General features: G+C 61.0%; 19 protein-coding genes. 5 read left to right on the top strand and 14 right to left on the bottom strand.

What is annotated here, in order from left to right:
• Positions 1–42 precede the first annotated feature (42 nt).
• From ASG55_RS21880 to ASG55_RS21830, 11 genes are all read right to left on the bottom strand, one after another.
• The gene (locus ASG55_RS21880) at positions 43–534 is read right to left on the bottom strand and encodes a DUF2878 domain-containing protein (protein ID WP_056790291.1); all 492 of its coding nucleotides are present in this window, start codon (positions 532–534) and stop codon (positions 43–45) included.
• Entirely contained in the window at positions 527–1,792 is a 1,266-nt protein-coding gene (locus ASG55_RS21875) for an SAM-dependent methyltransferase (RefSeq protein WP_056790289.1), read from the bottom strand. Before ASG55_RS21875 ends, ASG55_RS21880 begins: the two co-directional genes overlap by 8 nt.
• Entirely contained in the window at positions 1,779–2,594 is an 816-nt protein-coding gene (locus ASG55_RS21870) for a DUF1365 domain-containing protein (RefSeq protein WP_056790285.1), read from the bottom strand. The genes ASG55_RS21875 and ASG55_RS21870 overlap by 14 nt, the downstream gene beginning before the upstream one ends.
• Entirely contained in the window at positions 2,591–3,838 is a 1,248-nt protein-coding gene (locus tag ASG55_RS21865) for an NAD(P)/FAD-dependent oxidoreductase (RefSeq protein ID WP_056790282.1), read from the bottom strand. The genes ASG55_RS21870 and ASG55_RS21865 overlap by 4 nt, the downstream gene beginning before the upstream one ends.
• On the bottom strand, positions 3,835–4,617 hold the full coding sequence (locus tag ASG55_RS21860; RefSeq protein ID WP_056790280.1) for an SDR family NAD(P)-dependent oxidoreductase: 783 nt from the start codon (positions 4,615–4,617) through the stop codon (positions 3,835–3,837). Before ASG55_RS21860 ends, ASG55_RS21865 begins: the two co-directional genes overlap by 4 nt.
• The gene (locus ASG55_RS21855) at positions 4,614–5,036 is read right to left on the bottom strand and encodes a nuclear transport factor 2 family protein (protein WP_056790277.1); all 423 of its coding nucleotides are present in this window, start codon (positions 5,034–5,036) and stop codon (positions 4,614–4,616) included. Before ASG55_RS21855 ends, ASG55_RS21860 begins: the two co-directional genes overlap by 4 nt.
• A complete protein-coding gene (gene phrB / locus ASG55_RS21850) occupies positions 5,029–6,474 on the bottom strand; it encodes a deoxyribodipyrimidine photo-lyase (RefSeq protein WP_056790275.1) in 1,446 nt (481 codons plus the stop codon). Before phrB ends, ASG55_RS21855 begins: the two co-directional genes overlap by 8 nt.
• A 16-nt stretch (positions 6,475–6,490) precedes the next feature.
• On the bottom strand, positions 6,491–7,432 hold the full coding sequence (locus ASG55_RS21845; protein WP_056790272.1) for a MerR family transcriptional regulator: 942 nt from the start codon (positions 7,430–7,432) through the stop codon (positions 6,491–6,493).
• Positions 7,432–8,394 carry a YbgA family protein gene (locus tag ASG55_RS21840; RefSeq protein WP_041479992.1) on the bottom strand — a complete coding sequence of 321 codons (963 nt, stop codon included), beginning with the start codon at positions 8,392–8,394 and terminating at the stop codon, positions 7,432–7,434. Before ASG55_RS21840 ends, ASG55_RS21845 begins: the two co-directional genes overlap by 1 nt.
• Positions 8,395–8,608: 214 nt before the next feature.
• Entirely contained in the window at positions 8,609–8,824 is a 216-nt protein-coding gene (locus ASG55_RS21835; protein WP_056790269.1) for a TIGR02450 family Trp-rich protein, read from the bottom strand.
• A complete protein-coding gene (locus ASG55_RS21830) occupies positions 8,821–9,807 on the bottom strand; it encodes an NAD(P)/FAD-dependent oxidoreductase (protein WP_056790266.1) in 987 nt (328 codons plus the stop codon). The genes ASG55_RS21835 and ASG55_RS21830 overlap by 4 nt, the downstream gene beginning before the upstream one ends.
• A gap of 197 nt (positions 9,808–10,004) precedes the next feature.
• Here ASG55_RS21830 and ASG55_RS21825 point away from each other — a divergent pair, with 197 nt between their 5' ends.
• Complete coding sequence (locus ASG55_RS21825; protein ID WP_056790263.1) at positions 10,005–10,907, top strand: TIGR01777 family oxidoreductase; 903 nt, start codon at positions 10,005–10,007, stop codon at positions 10,905–10,907.
• 13 nt (positions 10,908–10,920) lie between these two features.
• Positions 10,921–11,946, top strand: coding sequence for a ferrochelatase (hemH, locus tag ASG55_RS21820; protein ID WP_056790260.1), 1,026 nt, complete (start codon positions 10,921–10,923; stop codon positions 11,944–11,946).
• Between the two features lie 103 nt (positions 11,947–12,049).
• Here hemH and ASG55_RS21815 read toward each other — a convergent pair whose 3' ends face one another.
• Both ASG55_RS21815 and upp read right to left on the bottom strand, forming a co-directional pair.
• A complete protein-coding gene (locus ASG55_RS21815; RefSeq protein WP_027612217.1) occupies positions 12,050–13,324 on the bottom strand; it encodes a uracil-xanthine permease family protein in 1,275 nt (424 codons plus the stop codon).
• Between the two features lie 2 nt (positions 13,325–13,326).
• A complete protein-coding gene (gene upp / locus ASG55_RS21810) occupies positions 13,327–13,965 on the bottom strand; it encodes a uracil phosphoribosyltransferase (protein WP_024014279.1) in 639 nt (212 codons plus the stop codon).
• A 164-nt stretch (positions 13,966–14,129) separates the two neighbouring features.
• Here upp and ASG55_RS21805 point away from each other — a divergent pair, with 164 nt between their 5' ends.
• From ASG55_RS21805 to ASG55_RS21795, 3 genes are all read left to right on the top strand, one after another.
• Positions 14,130–14,687 carry a hypoxanthine-guanine phosphoribosyltransferase gene (locus tag ASG55_RS21805; protein WP_016773231.1) on the top strand — a complete coding sequence of 186 codons (558 nt, stop codon included), beginning with the start codon at positions 14,130–14,132 and terminating at the stop codon, positions 14,685–14,687.
• A gap of 180 nt (positions 14,688–14,867) precedes the next feature.
• Positions 14,868–15,347, top strand: coding sequence for a hypothetical protein (locus ASG55_RS21800; RefSeq protein ID WP_056790257.1), 480 nt, complete (start codon positions 14,868–14,870; stop codon positions 15,345–15,347).
• Between the two features lie 63 nt (positions 15,348–15,410).
• Positions 15,411–15,698: a PA4642 family protein gene (locus ASG55_RS21795; RefSeq protein ID WP_041479985.1), complete on the top strand. Its 288-nt coding sequence runs from the start codon at positions 15,411–15,413 to the stop codon at positions 15,696–15,698.
• A gap of 138 nt (positions 15,699–15,836) precedes the next feature.
• Here ASG55_RS21795 and mqo read toward each other — a convergent pair whose 3' ends face one another.
• The gene (mqo, locus tag ASG55_RS21790; RefSeq protein WP_056790254.1) at positions 15,837–17,345 is read right to left on the bottom strand and encodes a malate dehydrogenase (quinone); all 1,509 of its coding nucleotides are present in this window, start codon (positions 17,343–17,345) and stop codon (positions 15,837–15,839) included.
• Positions 17,346–17,814: the final 469 nt, after the last annotated feature.

The following is a 17,814-nucleotide window of genomic DNA, read 5'->3' as shown; positions in this document are numbered from 1 at the left end:
TAAGGCAGTGATCGCGGTGGGTGTGAAAGCGCTGACGGACGCTCACGGCACCAGTCGTCGCGCCATCAAATGCAACAGTGGGAACAAGCCTGCCCAGAGCAGCCCGATAACGATCAGCGTCGACACTTCGCCGTAAGGGAAATGTACGCCGGCCAGGCGTCCGCCACCGTAGTACGACAACGCCCCGCCCACCGCGCCAAGTCCGCTGGCCAGCCACCATGGCCGCGCGCTCCAGGCCAGGCAGTGGCGCAACGTGGTGGCGAGCAGTGCCCATAGCAGCATCAGCCACAGCGGAATCAGCGGCGAGGCGTCTGCAAAGCGGAACACGTCGAGGTAACGCAAGACGCTGTCCACCGCCGTGCCGACAATCACCACGCACAGAATCAAACGACCTTCTGCCGCCCAACTGCTGATCCAGCGCAGATGTATCACCAGCGCCGCCAGTGCCAGCAGCAGCCACAAACTGTTGCCGCCAAGTACGCAGGCCAGCCAGCCGAGCTGAAACAGCACGGCATTGGCGATTCGCTCACGCATCGAAGCGCCCGAGCAGGGGAGCGGTCATCGCCGCCGGTTTGGCCAGCAGCAATTGCGCGGTGCCGATGGTGCGTTCGAGGAACCCGCCCTCGCAATAGCACAGGTAAAACTCCCACAAACGCAGGAAATAATCGTCATAGCCCAATTCGTTCAGACGACCATGGGCGAGGCGAAAGTTCTCGTGCCACAGGCGCAGTGTCCTGGCGTAATGCAGGCCGAAATCTTCCATGTGCAGCAGGTTCATGTCGGTTTCGCGGCCGACCACATCGAGCATCTTGTGCACCGAGGGCAGGGCGCCGCCGGGGAAGATGTAGCGCTGGATGAAGTCGACGCTGCGCTTGGCCTGTTCGTAGCGTTGTTCGCGAATGGTGATCGCCTGGAGCAGCATCAGGCCGTTGCTTTTGAGCAACTGCGCGCATTGCTTGAAGTAGGTCGGCAGGAACCGATGGCCGACCGCCTCGATCATCTCGATCGATACCAGTTTGTCGTACTCGCCGCTGAGGTCGCGGTAGTCCTTGAGCAGCAGGGTGACGCGATCCTGCAAGCCGAGTTGTTCGATGCGCTTGGCGGTGAACGCAAATTGCTCTTTCGACAGCGTCGTGGTGGTCACGCGGCAACCGTAATGCTGCGCTGCGTACAGGGCCATGCTGCCCCAACCGGTGCCGATTTCCAGCAGGTGGTCGCTGGGTTTGAGCGCGAGTTTCTGGCAGATGCGTTCAAGTTTGTTCAATTGCGCCTGTTCCAGGGTGTCGCTCGGCGAAAGGAACTGGGCGGCGGAATACATCATGGTCGGGTCGAGAAACTGTTCGAACAGTTCATTGCCGAGGTCGTAGTGCGCGGCGATGTTTTTCTGCGAACCCTTGCGCGTGTTGCGATTGAGCCAGTGCAGGCCTTGCACGAAGGGCCGGCCCAGACGCGCCAGGCCACCTTCCATGGCATCGAGTACATCGAGATTGCTGACGAACACGCGCACCACAGCAGTCAGGTCCGGCGAACTCCAATAGCCGTGGATGAATGCTTCGCCGGCGCCGATCGAGCCGCTACTGGCGACCATGCCCCACAGGGCCGGATCGAGCACATGGACTTCGCCGAGCAGAGCACTGCCCGGGGTGCCGAAAAGCATTTGTTCGCCATCCTCGACGACCATCAATTGTCCGTGTTTGAGCTGGGCCAATTGGCGCAACACGCCACGGCGCAGCAGCGAGCCGGTCAAACCGTTGGTGCTGAAGCGACCGAGCGGCAGGCTAGAGGATTTCATGGTGCGGCTCCTTCGGAGGCACAGTGGCGGTTTTAAAGCTGCCGTCGGCAGCCTGGTGAGGGAAGATCGGCGCGCGCTTGAGCAGCAGTCGCAGTGCTTGCCAATAAATCGCCAGAGCGGTTTTTGCGGTCATCCACGGGAAGCGCCGCAGATAGCGATGCAGGCTGCGACGATCGAGCGGTTCGCGGCGCAGATTCAGTGTGGCGTCGAACAGTTTCTCGCTGCCCTGCCAATCGGCCATGTGCACACCCAGGCTTTGCGCGGCCGGGCTGAAGCTCATGCGGTATTCGAGGTCGCGGGGCAGAAACGGTGAAACGTGAAACGCCTTGGCTACAGCAAAATGTTGGTGGAAATCCACCAGACTGGTCGGCGTCTGCGCCGGCAACACGTAATGAAAACGCTCGCGCCATGGCGTATTGGTGACTTCACAAACGATCGCCGCCAGTTGTCCGTCGGCTTCATGGCAGTAGAAGAAGCTCACCGGATTGAACGACAGCCCCCAACTGCGCGGCTGGGTCAGCAGGCATACCGCGCCTTGTGGTTCATGACCGATGGCTGCACCGACCTGCTGACGCACGGCGTCGATCAGGCGCATGCCCTTGCCGGTGAAGGCTTTGAGGTAATCGGTTTCGCGAAACGAGAAGGGCGCGAAACGACTGCGCCCCGCCAGCGGCGACAAGGCCAGCACGGCGTCCTGTTCGCTCAGGTCGAGATAGAGCAGGCCAATGCGGTAGCGGAATTCGTGGCGGCGCGGCGCAAAACGTCGGTGGCCAATCACGCCGCTATACAGTGCGCTGTTCACAGGGTTTCACCGAACGCGGCGGCCACGCGCAAACCGCTGACCACGCCATCTTCATGAAAGCCGTTGGCCCAGTAGGCGCCGCAATAATGCGTGTGCTGCTCGCCATCGAGTTCGCCCCAACGGTTTTGCGCGGCTGCGGCGGCCAAGGTGTATTGCGGGTGGGCGTAGGTATAGCGGGCCAGCACTTTGTCCGGGCTAATGCCGGCAGTCTGGTTGAGGCTGACGCAGAACGTGGTGTCGCTTTCGATGCCCTGCAGGATGTTCATGTTGTAGGTGACCGCCGCGCGGGTATGGCCGGCGCCGCCGAGGCGATAGTTCCAGCTGGCCCAGGCCAGTTTGCGCGTCGGCAGCAGGCGTGTGTCGGTGTGCAGCACGACGTCGTTGTCGGCGTAGAGCAGGGCACCGAGAATCGAACGCTCGGCGTCGCTCGGGTTGGCCAACAGCCTCAGAGCCTGATCGCTGTGACAGGCGAACACCACTTTGTCGAAATGTTCGAGGCCGGCCGGGCTGTGGATAACCACGCCGTGCTGGTTGCGCTCGACGCGGCTGACCGGGCAGTTCAGACGAATCCTGTCGCTGAACGAAGCGGTCAGCGGCGCGACGTAGGCACTGGAACCGCCTTCGATGACCTGCCACTGCGGCCTATCACTGACCGACAACAGGCCATGATTCTTGAAAAAACGCAGGAAAAACTGTAGCGGGAAATTGAGCATTTCCGCCATCGGCATCGACCAGATCGCCGCGCCCATCGGCACGATGTAGTGCAGGATGAAGCGCTCGCCGTAGCCGCCGGCCTTGAGGTAATCATCGAGCGTGGTATCGGCGGCGATGCGCAGTTCCATCAGGTCGCGCTGGGCTTCTTTGTTGAAGCGCAGAATATCGCGCAGCATGCCCCAGAACCCCGGCGACAACAGATTGCTGCGCTGGGCGAACAGGCTGTTGAGGTTGTTGCCGTTGTACTCCACGCCAGTGTCCGGGTCGGTTACCGAAAAGCTCATTTCGGTCGGCTTGAACGCCACGCCGAGCTGGTTGAGCAAGCGAATGAAGTTCGGGTAGGTCCAGTCGTTGAACACGATGAAACCGGTGTCGATGGCGAACGATTGCCCAGCCACGCTGACCGGTACGGTGTGGGTATGGCCGCCGACCCAGTCACTCGCCTCGAACACGGTGATGTCGTGGCGGCGGTTCAGCAGGTAGGCGCAGGTGAGCCCGGCGATACCGCTGCCAATTACGGCGATTTTCATATCGGGTCCCGCTGCGGAGGGTTCTTGCGCACCATGCGTTTGCCGATCGCCAATTGCGCGCGGGCGGGCAGTTTCGACAGCGGCCACAGCGCGGCCATGAACAGTCCCGGAAAGGCAATTTCCAGCGGACGGTCCTTGAGTTTGGCGAAGATGTGCCGCGCCGCTTTATCCGCAGGCCAGCTCAGCGGCATCGGGAAATCGTTCCTTTCGGTCAGCGGCGTTTCGACAAAACCCGGGCTGATGATGGTGACTTCAATGCCTTCATCCGCCAGATCGATGCGCAGCGATTCGAACAGGTAACGCAGCCCGGCCTTCGATGCGCCATAGGCTTCGGCGCGAGGCAGCGGCAGGTAAGTCACCGAGCTGGCCATGCCGACCAGATGCGGCGCGGTGCCTTTGCGCAAGAGCGGCAGGGCGGCTTCGATGCAATAGCTGCTGGCGAGCAGATTGGTGCGCACCACGTGCTCGATGATCGACGAATCGAACTGGCGTGCGTCGACATATTCACAGGTGCCAGCGTTGAGAATCACGCTGTCCAGCGATCCCCAGGCGTCGGCGATCTGCTCACCGATTTCGCGCACGGTCTGACTGTTGGTCAGATCGCCGGGCACCACCAGCACCTGGCCCGGATAACGCTGGGACAAGACCTTGAGCGGCGCGGCCGAGCGCGAGCTGACCGCCAGGTGCGCGCCGCTTTTCAGAATGTCCTCACACAAGGCTGCACCGATGCCACTGCTGGCCCCGGTCAACCAATACCGCCGTGGAGGTGTACGACTCATCCCATTCTCCTTTTCAGCCAGGCAATCACCCGGCCCAATATTGGCAAGTGTTCATACAGCAGCGCCCCGGCATCGAAATAATCCCGATGGCGATAGACCTTGTCGCGCCAGAGCAGGTGCGAACAGCCACCGACTCTGATTTTCCGCCCGTTGGCCAGGCGCGGATGGCGATAACTCATGACCCAGCGCAGGTAACCCTCACCTTCGCGGATCTGGTCGAAACCATGAAAATCGAAACGCAGATCGCTGACGTTGGCGTACAGCTCGCTGAAGTAATCCTGCAGTTGTGCCAGGCCCTGAACTTCGTGCAGCGGATCGGTGAAATGAATGTCGTCGCTGTACAGCTCGCCGAGGCGATGCAGGTTGTCTTTGTTCAACCCGCAAAACTCGCGGGCGAAGCTGCGCAGGAATTCACTCATCGCTGCCGCCCACAGGCTGGCGCGACGGCAGGTTCTTGAACGCCGTCAGCGCACGCTCGCGTGAGGCGCTGAGGTTGACGATCGGGGCCGGATAATCGGCCACGCCGAACAGTCCTCCGGCTGCCGCCGGATTGTGCACTTCCTTCTTGTTGAGCCCGGCCAGTTCCGGCAACCAGTGCTTGATGAACACGCCTTCGGCGTCGAATTTTTCCGACTGGCTCAACGGGTTGAAGATACGGAAGTACGGCGCCGAGTCGGTGCCGGTCGACGAGCTCCACTGCCAGCCACCGTTGTTGGCCGCCAGGTCGCCGTCGATCAGGTGGCGCATGAAAAAGCGTTCGCCCTCGCGCCAGTCGATCAGCAGGTTTTTGGTCAGGAACATCGCTACGACCATGCGCAGGCGATTGTGCATCCAGCCGGTATCCAGCAGTTGACGCATCGCCGCGTCGATGATCGGCAGCCCGGTGCGTGCCTCCTGCCAGGCCTTGAGTTCTTCCGGCGCATCGCGCCAGGCCAGCGCCTCGGTTTCCGGGCGGAAGGCGCGATGCCGCGAGACGCGTGGGTAGCCGACCAGAATGTGTTTATAGAACTCGCGCCACAGCAGCTCGTTGATCCAGGTCACTGCGCCGACTTTGCCGCTTTCGAACTCGCCCTGATTGCTTTGCAGTGCAGCGTGCAGGCACTGGCGTGGCGAGATCACCCCGGCGGCGAGATACGCCGACAATTGGCTGGTGCCGGGTTTGGCCGGGAAGTCGCGTTCGCTGCGGTAGTAGTCGATCTGTGCATCGGTGAAGGTGTCGAGGCGGCGCCGCGCCTCTTGCTCGCCGGCCGGCCACAGGGCGCGCAGGGATTCGCTCGGTGTGGCGAAACCTTTTACCGCCTCCGGAATTGCATCGCTGGCGATATCCAGCGCGGCCTGCTTGCCGGGTGCCTTGACCAGTGCCGGCATCGAGCGATGCAGGCGTTCGTAGCAGACTTTGCGAAACTGACTGAACACCTGGAAGTAGGTGCCGGTCTTGGTCAGCACTGTGCCGGGTTTGAACAGCAACTGATCCAGGTAACTGTGGAATTCGATGCCTTCGGCTCGCAACGTTTCGGCCACGGCTTCATCACGGCGGCTTTCGTGAACGCCGTATTCCTCGTTGACGTGCACCGCCTCGATCTTCAATTGCCGGCACAGCTTGAGCAATTCTGCCGGTGCCTGATCCCAATGCGGTGCGCTGCGAATCAACAACGGGATGTTCAGCGCGCCGAGGCTTTGGCTCATTTCGCGCAGGTTGCGCAGCCAGAAATCTACTTTGCACGGCGCATCGTCGTGCTCCAGCCACTGCTGCGGACTCAACAGATACACCGCCACGGTCGGGCCGCGCGCTGCGGCGGCCGCGAGGGCTGTGTTGTCATGTAGGCGCAAGTCGCTGCGCAGCCAGATCAGTTGCATGTGATTAAACCCATCATCAAATCAATCCGCGCTCGAGCAGCGCCTGGTGTGCGGCAAGCGGATCTTCAGCCAGGAACAGGTCGGCAGTCTGGGCGGTGCGTGCGGACAACTCGGTGTGGTGGATGTGCACCGTGGGGCCAGCAATCAAGGTCGGGCAATTGACGTTTGCCAACAGCTTGGGCAACTGCGCCAGTTGCATGGCTTTGCTCGAATACAGCAGCACGCCACGGGCTTGCAGATGCTCGACGGTCAGCGCCAGTTCACCGGCCGGCAGTGGCCAGTCGAACACTTGCACCGGGCAATCGGCACTGCTGATCAGCCATGCGCACAGCCACAGATGCGGCTCCAGCGGCAGGTCGGAATGATTGATCAACAACAGCGGCGCCGAATGCAGCTGACGGTTGTTATGGTAGATGCGTGCGCCGAATTTGCTGCGCAACCAGGAAAAGAAAAACGTCCGTTCCATCTGTGCGCCGAACTGGCCCTGCCAGCGCTGTTCGAGCTCGGCCAGCAGCGGCATCAGCAATTGCTCGCACAACGTCCGTGGCGGATACAAGGCGATGGCCTGATTGACGCTGTCATCCAGCGCGCGCTCATTGAGCGAGGTGACCGCCGACAGCAACGTCTGATGCAGACGCTGCCAATCGTTTTCCACAGTTTCCGTGAAGGCCTGCGGCGCATCGAGCAGTGGCTTGACCTGGCTGACCGCAACGCCACGGTTGAGCCAGGTAAGGATGGCCATGATCCGCTGCACATGTTCAGCGCTATACAGTCGATGGCCCTTGGGCGTGCGCTGAGGCACCACCAACCCATAGCGACGTTCCCACGCGCGCAGGGTGATGGCGTTGACGCCGGTCTGCCGCGCGACTTCGCGAATCGGCAACCAGCCCTCGTCGAGGGCTTTCTTGAAGTCGGCGCCGAGGTCTTCCTGGGCGCTGCTATCGGTTTTATCGTTCATTAGATCGCGTTTCGCAGACTGAGGTTTTCCGGATGCGGCTGCAGGTAAACCTGCTGCGCGATGTACGGGTCCGGATGGAGTCGAAAATGGTGTTTGAGCAGCGTCAACGGCACCACGAGCGGCACGATGCCCTGGCGGTACTGGCCGATGATCTGCTGCATTTCCTGTTTGTCTTCGGCGCTCAGCGATTGTTTCAAATAACCGCTGAGGTGCAGCAGCACGTTGCAATGGGTGCCGCGAGTGGCGCATTTCTTCAGCGCGGCCATCAGCTCGCTGAAATAGCGCGGGCCGAGTTCGGCGGGATCGCTGTCGGCCATGTTGCCGAGCATCTTGCCGAGGTTTTTGTATTGCAGCGGGTTGTGCGCCATCAGCAGGTACTTGTAGCGCGAATGGAACTCGGTAAGGGCGCGGCGGCTCAGACCCTCGGCGAGCACTTGCTGCCAGGCGCTGTAGGCCAGCACGCGGGTGATGAAGTTTTCCCGCAGCACCGGATCGTTGAGGCGTCCGGCTTCTTCCACCGGCAGATCCGGATGCTGTGCACAGAATGCCTGCGCATAGATCCCGCGTCCGCCACCATTCACTGGCGCGCCGTTGTCGTGATAGACCTTGACCCGTTCCAGCCCGCAGGAGGGCGACTGCTGCATGAAGATGTAGCCGGAAAGGTCCTGCAGCTCGGCGGCCATTTTCTCGCCGTACTCGGCCAGCGGCCTGGTTACGTTGATGGTCCGGTCAACGGTGCCGACTGCCTCGGGTTGTTCAGGGTCGCCGACCAGCCGAATCGGCTCACGGGGAATGCCCATGCCGATAGCAACTTCCGGGCACAGCGGGACGAAATCGAAATATTCGGTAAGGGTGCGGCTGCACAGCCGCGATTCCTTGTGCCCACCGTTGTAGCGCACTTCTTCGCCCAACAGGCAGGCGCTGATGGCGATCTTCGGCTTGGACAGGGAAGCAGTAGACATGAGCACCTCGAATCTATACCTGTACAGAGAGTTATCTCTGTACAACTTTTCCTCAGCATAGATCGATGGATGTACAAGTCAAATGATTTGTATAAGATTTTTCTACAGCGCTGAATATGTGGGAGCGAGCCTGCTCGCGAAAGCGGTGGGTCAGTCAGTGATTTCGTATCCGATACAGCGCTTTCGCGAGCAGGCTCGCTCCCACAAGGGAAATCTATTTCCAGCCCAGTAACCAGTGCTTGCTGTCTTTCAGCACCTGCCAATCCAGGCGCTCGCTACGCTGGGTCAGCACCGCCTGTAATTCAACTTCCAGCACCGTACCTTCCTCGTCGCGGATCAGTTCGGTGACCAAAAAGTGTTTTTCGCGATTTTGCGGATGGGCTGCTGTCCACTTCGACAGCAGCAATTTGCGCGGATTGATGCGATTCATTGCAGGTGTTCGTGCAAGCGACGTGCAGCCTCCTGACCACTGAGCCAAGCGCCTTCAACGCGGCCCGACAGGCACCAGTCGCCACAGGCGTACAAGCCCAGATCGACATCGGCCAGTGTGGTCCATTCATGGCCAGTGGCGGGGCGGGCGTAGAGCCAGCGGTGGGCGAGGCTGAACGTCGGCGCAGGCATGGCGCTGTGCAGCAGTTCGGCGAAAGCACCGTGCAGATGCTCGATCACCGCCTCCTTGGAGAGGTCGATGTGTTGCCGGCTCCAGGCGCTGGTTGCATGCAGCACCCACGTGTCGAGAGTGCTGTCGCGCCCGGGTTTGCTGCGGTTGCGCGCCAGCCAGTCGAGCGGGCTGTCCTGCACGAAGCAGCCTTCGATCGGCGTATCCAGCGGGGTTTCGAAGGTGAGGGCGACGGCCCAGGTCGGCTCCATTTTCACCCCGGCAGCGACGCCGGCAAGTTTCGGCGCGGCGGCGAGCAACGCGGTGGCTTGCGGTGCCGGTGTGGCGATCACCACATGGCTGAAGGGGCCGTGGGTGCAGCCGTCGGCGTCCTGCAGATGCCAGTGTTCTTCACCGCGATAGACCTCGGTGATGCGGCAGGCAAACTGCACGTCCAGGCCATCGAGCAGGCCGCGGGTGATGGCGCTCATGCGCGGCGTGCCGACCCAGCGGGTCTGCTCGTCCGGCGACATGTTCAGTTGGCCGCCCTGGAAGGTGTACAGCTGCGGCGCCCACTCGGCGGCCCAGCCCCGGCTCTGCCAGCGCTGCACTTCGGTAACGAAGCGCCGGTCACGCGCGGTGAAATATTGAGCGCCCAAGTCCAGCGAGCCGGCGTCGCTGCGCTTGCTCGACATGCGCCCGCCGCTGCCGCGGCTTTTATCGAACAGTTGAACGGTATGCCCGGTCTCTGTCAGAGCCTGAGCGGCGGAGAGCCCGGCGATGCCGGTGCCGATGATTGCGATAGGTACAGTCATAGGGGCCTCGTTTACCTTTCTGTACAGACTACGCCGTCGATCAAACCTGTACAATTCTGTTTTTTGGTATAACTTCTAGCGTTCTCGTTCTGACAGCTTGGCCTATTGTTAAACCATAGAGCCTGCCCGATCGAAAAGATCCCTGCCTATAAAAATAGACTAGTGATCCGGGTTAAACGCCACGCGAGGAAGATGTCATGCACATATTGCTGACCGGCGGTACTGGTTTGATCGGACGTCAGCTCTGCCGGCACTGGCTGGAGCAGGGCCATCGGCTGACGGTGTGGAGTCGCCGCGCGGAAAAAGTCGCGCAGATCTGCGGCGCGCAGGTGCGCGGAATTTCGCGTCTGGAGGACCTCGGCGAAGAGCCGCTGGATGCGATCGTCAATCTCGCCGGCGCGCCGATTGCCGACCGCCCCTGGACCCATCGTCGCAAGGCGTTGCTGTGGAGCAGCCGCATCACCCTGACGGAAACGCTGCTGGCGTGGCTGGAAACTCGCGCGCAGAAACCGTCGCTGCTGATTTCCGGCTCGGCGATCGGCTGGTACGGCGACGGTGGCGAGCGCGAATTGACTGAAGAGTCGCCGCCCGGCATCGACGACTTCGCCAGCCAATTGTGCATCGCCTGGGAAGAAACCGCCCTGCGCGCCGAAAACCTCGGCATCCGCGTGGTACTGGTGCGAACTGGTCTGGTGCTGTCGGCTGAGGGCGGCTTTTTGTCGCGGCTGTTGCTGCCGTTCAAGCTCGGGCTGGGCGGGCCTTTGGGCAATGGTCGGCAGTGGATGCCGTGGATTCACATCGACGATCAAATCGCCCTGATTGATTTTCTTCTGCACCGGAATCAGGCCAGCGGTCCTTATAATGCCTGCGCGCCGAAACCTGTGCGCAACCGCGAATTTGCCAAGACCCTGGGCAGTGTGTTGCACCGCCCGGCGTTCATGCCGATGCCGACCCTGGCGCTGAAAGTCATGCTCGGCGAGCTGTCACTGTTATTGCTCGGCGGCCAGCGCGCGACGCCGGCACGCCTGGTGGAAGCGGGGTTCAGCTTCCGCTTTACGGATTTACGCGCGGCCTTGGATGACCTCTCCAGCCGCCTCTGAAATAGGACGTTGCATGACCGATCACGCTTTGCTTCTGGTCAACCTGGGCTCTCCGGCCTCCACCTCGGTGGCCGATGTGCGCAGCTACCTCAATCAATTTCTGATGGACCCCTACGTGATCGACCTGCCATGGCCGCTGCGGCGGCTGCTGGTGTCGCTGATCCTGATCAAGCGTCCCGAGCAATCGGCCCATGCCTATGCCTCGATCTGGTGGGAAGAGGGCTCGCCGCTGGTGGTGCTCAGCCGCCGTTTGCAAGAGCAGATGACCCGCACGTGGAAACACGGCCCGGTAGATCTGGCGATGCGTTATGGCGAGCCGTCGATCGAAACCTGTCTGCTGCGTCTGGTCAAAGCGGGACATAAGAAGATCACTTTGGCGCCGCTGTACCCACAGTTCGCCGACAGCACCACGACCACCGTGATCGAAGAAGCCCGGCGCGTGCTGCGCGAGAAGAAACTCGACGTGCAGTTGTCGATCCTGCAACCGTTCTACGATCAGCCGGAATACATCGAGGCACTGGCCGCCAGCGCTCGACCACATCTGCAGCAGGACTACGATCATCTGCTGCTGAGCTTTCACGGCTTGCCTGAGCGGCATCTGAGCAAACTCGACCCGACGGGCAATCACTGCCTCAAGGGCGCCGATTGCTGCCAGACCGCCTCGCCGGAGGTATTGGCGACCTGTTATCGCGCGCAGTGTTTCCGCACCGCCGCCGCTTTCGCCAAAAGCATGGGGCTGGCTGACGGCAAATGGTCGGTGTCGTTTCAGTCGCGCCTGGGCCGGGCGAAATGGATCGAGCCGTACACCGAAGCGCGGCTGGATGAACTGGCCAAAAGCGGGGTGAAAAAGATTCTGGTGATGTGCCCGGCGTTCGTCGCCGATTGCATCGAGACGCTGGAAGAGATCGGCGATCGCGGCAAGGAACAGTTCCGCGAAGCGGGGGGCGAGGAGTTGGTGCTGGTGCCGTGCCTGAACGACGACCCGCAATGGGCCAAGGCGCTGGCCACGCTCTGCGAACGAGCGCCGCTGGCCCTTTAAAAGCTTCGCGAGCAGGCTCGCTCCCACAGGGTAAATGCATTCCAACCTGTGGGAGCGAGCCTGCTCGCGAATGCGGTGTGTCAGGCGATGAAGCTCTAAAGACTTAAATCAGCGGCTCATCCGCTTTCTTGTTCTTCCAGCCATCATTGCCCGGCAGGATCAGGTTCAGCGCAATCGCCACCACCGCGCACAGCGCGATGCCTTTGAGGCCGAAGTCATCAGGACCGGTGCCGGTGCCGACCAGCACGCCGCCAATGCCGAACACCAGCGTCACCGAAACAATCACTAGGTTGCGCGCTTCGCCCAGGTCGATCTTGTGGCGGATCAGGGTGTTCATACCCACCGCTGCGATCGAACCGAACAGCAAGCACAGAATCCCCCCCATCACCGGCACCGGAATGCTCTGCAGCAGCGCGCCGAACTTGCCGATGAACGCCAGGGTGATGGCGAAGATCGCCGCCCAGGTCATGATTTTCGGGTTGTAGTTTTTGGTCAGCATCACCGCGCCGGTCACTTCGGCGTAAGTGGTGTTGGGCGGGCCACCGAACAGGCCGGCGGCCGTGGTGGCGATGCCGTCACCGAGCAGGGTGCGATGCAGGCCCGGCTTCTTCAGATAGTCGCGACCGGTCACGCTACCCACGGCAATCACGCCGCCGATGTGTTCGATCGCCGGGGCCAGTGCCACTGGAACGATGAACAGAATCGCCTGCCAGTTGAACTCCGGCGCGGTGAAGTGCGGCAGAGCGAACCATGGCGCTGCAGCAATTTTCGCCGTGTCGACCACGCCGAAATAGAACGACATGGCAAAACCCACCAGCACGCCGGAAATGATCGGCACCAGACGGAAGATGCCTTTGCCGAACACCGCCACGATCAGCGTGGTCAGCAGCGCCGGCATGGAAATCATCATCGCCGTCTGATAGTGAATCAGCTCGGTGCCGTCACCGGCCTTGCCCATCGCCATGTTCGCGGCAATCGGCGCCATGGCCAGGCCGATGGAGATGATCACCGGACCGATCACTACCGGCGGCAGCAAACGGTCAATGAAGCCGGTGCCTTTGATCTTCACAGCCAGGCCGAGGAAGGTGTAGACGAAACCGGCCGCCATCACGCCGCCCATGGTCGCGGCGAGGCCGAACTGGCCCTTGGCGAGGATGATCGGCGTGATGAAGGCGAAGCTCGACGCGAGGAACACCGGCACCTGACGCCCGGTGACGATCTGGAACAGGATCGTCCCCAGACCCGCGGTAAACAGTGCCACGTTGGGGTCCAGGCCGGTGATCAGCGGCATCAGCACCAAGGCGCCGAAGGCCACGAACAGCATCTGCGCGCCGGACAGCACCGTGCGCCAGAGCGGATCGTTGAACTCTTGCTGCATGGTCACGCGTCCTTCTGCTTGGTGCCGAAGATCTTGTCACCGGCGTCGCCAAGCCCAGGAATGATGTAGCCGTGCTCGTTCAAGCGTTCATCGATGGACGCGGTGTAGATGGTCACGTCCGGGTGCGCCTGCTCGACGGCAGCAATGCCTTCTGGCGCGGCCACCAGGACCATGGCGCGGATGTCGCGGCAACCGGCCTTTTTCAGCAGGTCGATGGTGGCAACCATGGAGCTGCCGGTGGCGAGCATCGGGTCGATGATCATCGCGAGGCGCTCGTCGATTTCCGGTACCAGTTTTTCCAGATAGGTGTGCGCTTGCAGGGTCTCTTCGTTGCGGGCAACGCCCACAGCTGAGACCTTGGCGCCCGGGATCAGGCTGAGCACGCCTTCGAGCATGCCGATACCGGCACGCAGGATCGGCACGACGGTGATCTTCTTGCCGGCGATCTTCTCCACCGACACGGTGCCGCACCAACCGGCAATGTCGTAGGATTCGAGCGGCAGATCTTTTGTAGCTTCATAGGTCAACAGGGCGCCGACTTCCTGAGCGAGCTCGCGGAAATTCTTGGTGCTGATGTCAGCGCGGCGCATCAGGCCGAGTTTATGACGGATCAGCGGATGGCGGATCTCGAGGATGGGCATGGGAAAGGCTCCGGCGGCGGGCAAAAAAACCGGCCTAGATTAATCTATCCGAGGGTGATGTCCTATAGGACATTCTGTACGTTAGTCCATAAGAGCTTGATTCGACCTCGCGGGATGCGTACCTTTGCCCGCTTTTCCAATTCCGCCAACCCCTGGAGAGCGCCATGTCCGCTGATCTCGAGCATATCCGTCAAATCATGCGAGAGGCTGACTGCCTGTACACCGAGTCTGAAGTCGAGGCGGCCATCGCCCGCGTCGGTGCACAAATCAACGAGCAACTGGCTGACAGCAACCCGGTGGTGTTCTGCGTGATGAACGGCGGCCTGATCTTCTCCGGCAAACTGCTGACGCATCTGCAATTCCCGCTGGAAGCGTCCTACCTGCACGCGACCCGTTATCGCAACGAAACCAGCGGCGGCGACCTGTTCTGGAAAGCCAAGCCGGAAGTCTCGTTCATCGACCGCGACGTGCTGATCATCGACGACATCCTCGACGAAGGTCATACCCTGGGCGCGATCATCGACTTCTGCAAACACGCCGGCGCACGCAAAGTGCACACCGCCGTGCTGATCGACAAGGACCACGACCGCAAGGCACGTCCTGACCTGAAAGCCGATTTCGTCGGCCTGCCATGCATCGACCGCTACATCTTCGGTTATGGCATGGACTACAAGGGCTACTGGCGCAACGCCAACGGGATTTACGCCGTTAAAGGCATGTAAGAACCTGCATTGCCCCCTGTGGGAGCGAGCCTTCTCGCGAAGGCGTCGTGTCAGTCAGCATCATTGAAAACTGACACACCGCTTTCGCGAGCAGGCTCGCTCCCACAGTTGTTTTTGTGTGTGCTGATCCTTGCGCGACAGCCATGCTAGAGTGCTCGGCCCCGCCCCCCGGAGCCTGTCATGCGCCTCTTGATCCGCAGTCTCGCCGCCCTGTTGCTGTCCCTCAGCCTGCCGCTGTCCGCCGCGCCGATGCACAGCCAGTTCCTGCCGCCGGACGATCTGACCCTGCGCGACGCTGAACCCGAGCAGCAGCAACTGCTGCAAGTCAGCGAGTATTCGGTGGTGGTCGGTGCGCAGCGCCAGTCCAATCAGCAGCCGATTCCGGTCACCTCATCCTTGTTGATCCGCCTCAAGGGCAAGTCTCTGAACAAAGGCGCGAACATCAACCAGGTGCTGGTGAGTTTCGACGGCGAAAGCAAGAGCCTGAAGAAACCGGCCTACGACGATAAAAGCAAAACCCTGACGCTGTTCTATCCGCTCGCTCAGTACCGCGTGGTGATGGATCTGCTGCGCAACGACACGGTGTATGTGCAGTTCCTCAGTTATGCCAATGGCCATATCTGGGCCGATCTTCATACCGGGGCGATTCGTCCGCGTTGAGCCGGGCGGCCGGGCAAGGGTAAACTGCCCGCCCCGTGTCATGTCTGCGAGCTGGAGTCGGCAATGCGTAAAGATAAGAAACAAGTGATTGGTGACGAGATCGGCGATGAGCAGATCAAGCTGTTCCTCGATTTTGAGCCGGTCGACGCCACTTCGCCGTCGCTGCACAAACTGATCAAGGCCTATCGCGGTTTGCGCATCGATGATTTCGAGCGCTTTCTGGGCTTCTTCGTTGCGGCGGGTTATGACGTTGATGGCAAGGATGAGCAGGGCAAGACCTTTGTTGACCTGATCGCCGATCAGCGCAACGCCCCGGACTACATCGAGCTGATCGAAAAGTCCCGCTCCTGAGATCAAAAGATCGCAGCCTGCGGCAGCTCCTACAGGTTGAACACAAAACCTGTGTAGGAGCTGCCGAAGGCTGCGATCTTTTGCTTTTCAAGGCCATAAAAAAACGCCCCGATCGGGGCGTTTTTTCATGCCGCAAGATCAAGCGAAGCTTGGCGTCTCGCTGCTTTCTTCAACCAGTTCCAAAGCGATGTTGTTCTGCGTGTTGATCTTGCGATACAGCGCAGCATCGGTTTCCAGAACCTTTTCACGGGCCGGGAAGATCTCGGCCAGTTTGGTAGCCCACTCGCCGGACGCCTTGGCCGGGAAGCACTTCTCGATCAGTTCGAGCATGATCGAAACGGTCACCGACGCGCCTGGCGAAGCGCCGAGCAGGGCGGCGAGGGAGCCGTCCTTCGCCGCGACCAGTTCGGTACCGAACTGCAGGATGCCGCCCTTTTTCGGGTCCTTCTTGATGATCTGCACCCGTTGGCCGGCCACTTCCAGGCGCCAGTCTTCGGCTTTCGCCTGCGGGTAGAAACGCCGCAGCGATTCCAGGCGCTGTTCCATCGATTGCATCACTTCGCTGACCAGGTACTTGGTCAGGTCCATGTTGTTTTTCGCCACCGCCAGCATCGGCCCGATGTTGCCGGCGCGCACCGACATCGGCAGGTCCATGAAGGAGCCATGCTTGAGGAACTTGGTGGTGAAACCGGCGTATGGCCCGAACAGCAGGGATTTCTTGCCGTCGACGACGCGAGTGTCGAGGTGCGGCACCGACATCGGTGGCGAACCCACGGCCGCCTGGCTGTAGACCTTGGCCTGGTGGTGCTTGACCACTTCCGGGTTATCGCAACGCAGCCACTGGCCACTGATCGGGAAGCCGCCGAAGCCTTTGCTTTCTTCGATGCCCGAAGCCTGCAGCAACGGCAGGGCCGCGCCACCGGCACCGAGGAAGACAAACTTTGCGTCGACTTCGCGGGTGTTGCCGTTGTTGACGTCCTTGATGCTGACGGTCCAGCCGGCGCCGTTACGCTTGAGGCCGGTCACGCGCTTGCAGTATTTGACCTGAGTGTCCGGGGCGCTGCTCAGGTGCTTGAGCAACTGATTGGTCAGGGCGCCGAAGTTGACGTCGGTGCCGTTCATCACACGGGTGGCGGCGAGGACTTCGTCCGGCGAGCGGCCCGGCATCATCAGCGGCATCCACTCGGCCATCTTGCCCTTGTCTTCGGTGTATTCCATGTCGGCAAACGCGTGGTGCTTGCTCAGGACATTGAAGCGCTCCTTGAGGAACGACACACCGCTCTCGCCCTGAACGAAACTCAGGTGCGGAACCGGGCTGATGAAGGATTTGCACGAGCCGAACGTGCCTTTTTTGGTCAGGTACGACCAGAACTGCTTCGACACCTCGAACTGGGTGTTGATGTGCACGGCTTTCTTGATGTCGACGCTGCCATCGGCGGCCTGCGGCGTGTAGTTCAGCTCGCACAGGCCGGCGTGACCGGTACCGGCGTTGTTCCACGGATTGGAACTCTCGGCGGCGCCGGAATCCATCAGCTCGACGACTTCCAGCTTGATCGCGGGGTCGAGCTCTTTGAGCAGTACGGCCAGGGTGGCACTCATGATGCCGGCCCCTACCAGAACTACGTCGACTGCTTCGTTATGCGCCATTTAACGCGTCTCCCAAATCTGCAGCACCAAATTGTCGGCATGGCTGCCAGGCGTTCCAGGGCAGGTCAGTGGGCCCGGGCTATCCGTGGTCAGGTGGGCCATGTCCGAATCTTCGCAATTTTTCGCAACTTCGACGGATGCGTGCGGCCTGGTTTCAAGCGTTCCATGAACGCATTTTCGCGCAGGGCTGGCAATTCGACTTATGGTCGAGTCATCCGTTTTCGTGCAACCAAATCCGTAGCGGACAGGCTTCAGGCTCCGATGTTCGAGGTATACCCGGTCCTGTGTCGTTGGGCTGTTTCAGACGCTAATGGTGCATGTTCAGACGCAAAACTATTCATTTGCTCGCCACACTCTTGTGAAGTTGTGAAAACCCGTTTTTTTCACGCTCTTTTGAAGACGTGAACCTCAAAAAAGGGCTGCCTTGGCCTGGCACCTGCCCGCTAGGGCAAAACAACGCGGTGGCCGA

Origin of the sequence: Pseudomonas sp. Leaf434, assembly GCF_001425545.1 — a bacterium.
In the GTDB taxonomy this organism is placed as follows: Bacteria; Pseudomonadota; Gammaproteobacteria; order Pseudomonadales; family Pseudomonadaceae; genus Aquipseudomonas; species Aquipseudomonas siliginis.
Note: the sequence above shows the minus strand (reverse complement) of the source record. Positions and strands in the feature narration are given on the sequence as shown.

Bases quoted from the DNA above. Each gene is read 5' to 3' on its own strand.
- ASG55_RS21865 (WP_056790282.1), bottom strand. From the start codon at position 3,838: ATGAAAATCGCCGTAATTGGCAGCGGTATCGCCGGGCTCACCTGCGCC.
- ASG55_RS21845 (WP_056790272.1), bottom strand. From the start codon at position 7,432: ATGAACGATAAAACCGATAGCAGCGCCCAGGAAGACCTCGGCGCCGAC.
- ASG55_RS21840 (WP_041479992.1), bottom strand. From the start codon at position 8,394: ATGTCTACTGCTTCCCTGTCCAAGCCGAAGATCGCCATCAGCGCCTGC.
- ASG55_RS21800 (WP_056790257.1), top strand. From the start codon at position 14,868: ATGCGCCTCTTGATCCGCAGTCTCGCCGCCCTGTTGCTGTCCCTCAGC.
- ASG55_RS21815 (WP_027612217.1), bottom strand. From the start codon at position 13,324: ATGCAGCAAGAGTTCAACGATCCGCTCTGGCGCACGGTGCTGTCCGGC.
- hemH (WP_056790260.1), top strand. From the start codon at position 10,921: ATGACCGATCACGCTTTGCTTCTGGTCAACCTGGGCTCTCCGGCCTCC.
- ASG55_RS21805 (WP_016773231.1), top strand. From the start codon at position 14,130: ATGTCCGCTGATCTCGAGCATATCCGTCAAATCATGCGAGAGGCTGAC.
- ASG55_RS21835 (WP_056790269.1), bottom strand. From the start codon at position 8,824: ATGAATCGCATCAATCCGCGCAAATTGCTGCTGTCGAAGTGGACAGCA.
- upp (WP_024014279.1), bottom strand. From the start codon at position 13,965: ATGCCCATCCTCGAGATCCGCCATCCGCTGATCCGTCATAAACTCGGC.
- mqo (WP_056790254.1), bottom strand. From the start codon at position 17,345: ATGGCGCATAACGAAGCAGTCGACGTAGTTCTGGTAGGGGCCGGCATC.
- ASG55_RS21795 (WP_041479985.1), top strand. From the start codon at position 15,411: ATGCGTAAAGATAAGAAACAAGTGATTGGTGACGAGATCGGCGATGAG.
- ASG55_RS21830 (WP_056790266.1), bottom strand. From the start codon at position 9,807: ATGACTGTACCTATCGCAATCATCGGCACCGGCATCGCCGGGCTCTCC.
- ASG55_RS21880 (WP_056790291.1), bottom strand. From the start codon at position 534: ATGCGTGAGCGAATCGCCAATGCCGTGCTGTTTCAGCTCGGCTGGCTG.
- ASG55_RS21875 (WP_056790289.1), bottom strand. From the start codon at position 1,792: ATGAAATCCTCTAGCCTGCCGCTCGGTCGCTTCAGCACCAACGGTTTG.
- ASG55_RS21860 (WP_056790280.1), bottom strand. From the start codon at position 4,617: ATGAGTCGTACACCTCCACGGCGGTATTGGTTGACCGGGGCCAGCAGT.
- ASG55_RS21825 (WP_056790263.1), top strand. From the start codon at position 10,005: ATGCACATATTGCTGACCGGCGGTACTGGTTTGATCGGACGTCAGCTC.
- phrB (WP_056790275.1), bottom strand. From the start codon at position 6,474: ATGCAACTGATCTGGCTGCGCAGCGACTTGCGCCTACATGACAACACA.
- ASG55_RS21855 (WP_056790277.1), bottom strand. From the start codon at position 5,036: ATGAGTGAATTCCTGCGCAGCTTCGCCCGCGAGTTTTGCGGGTTGAAC.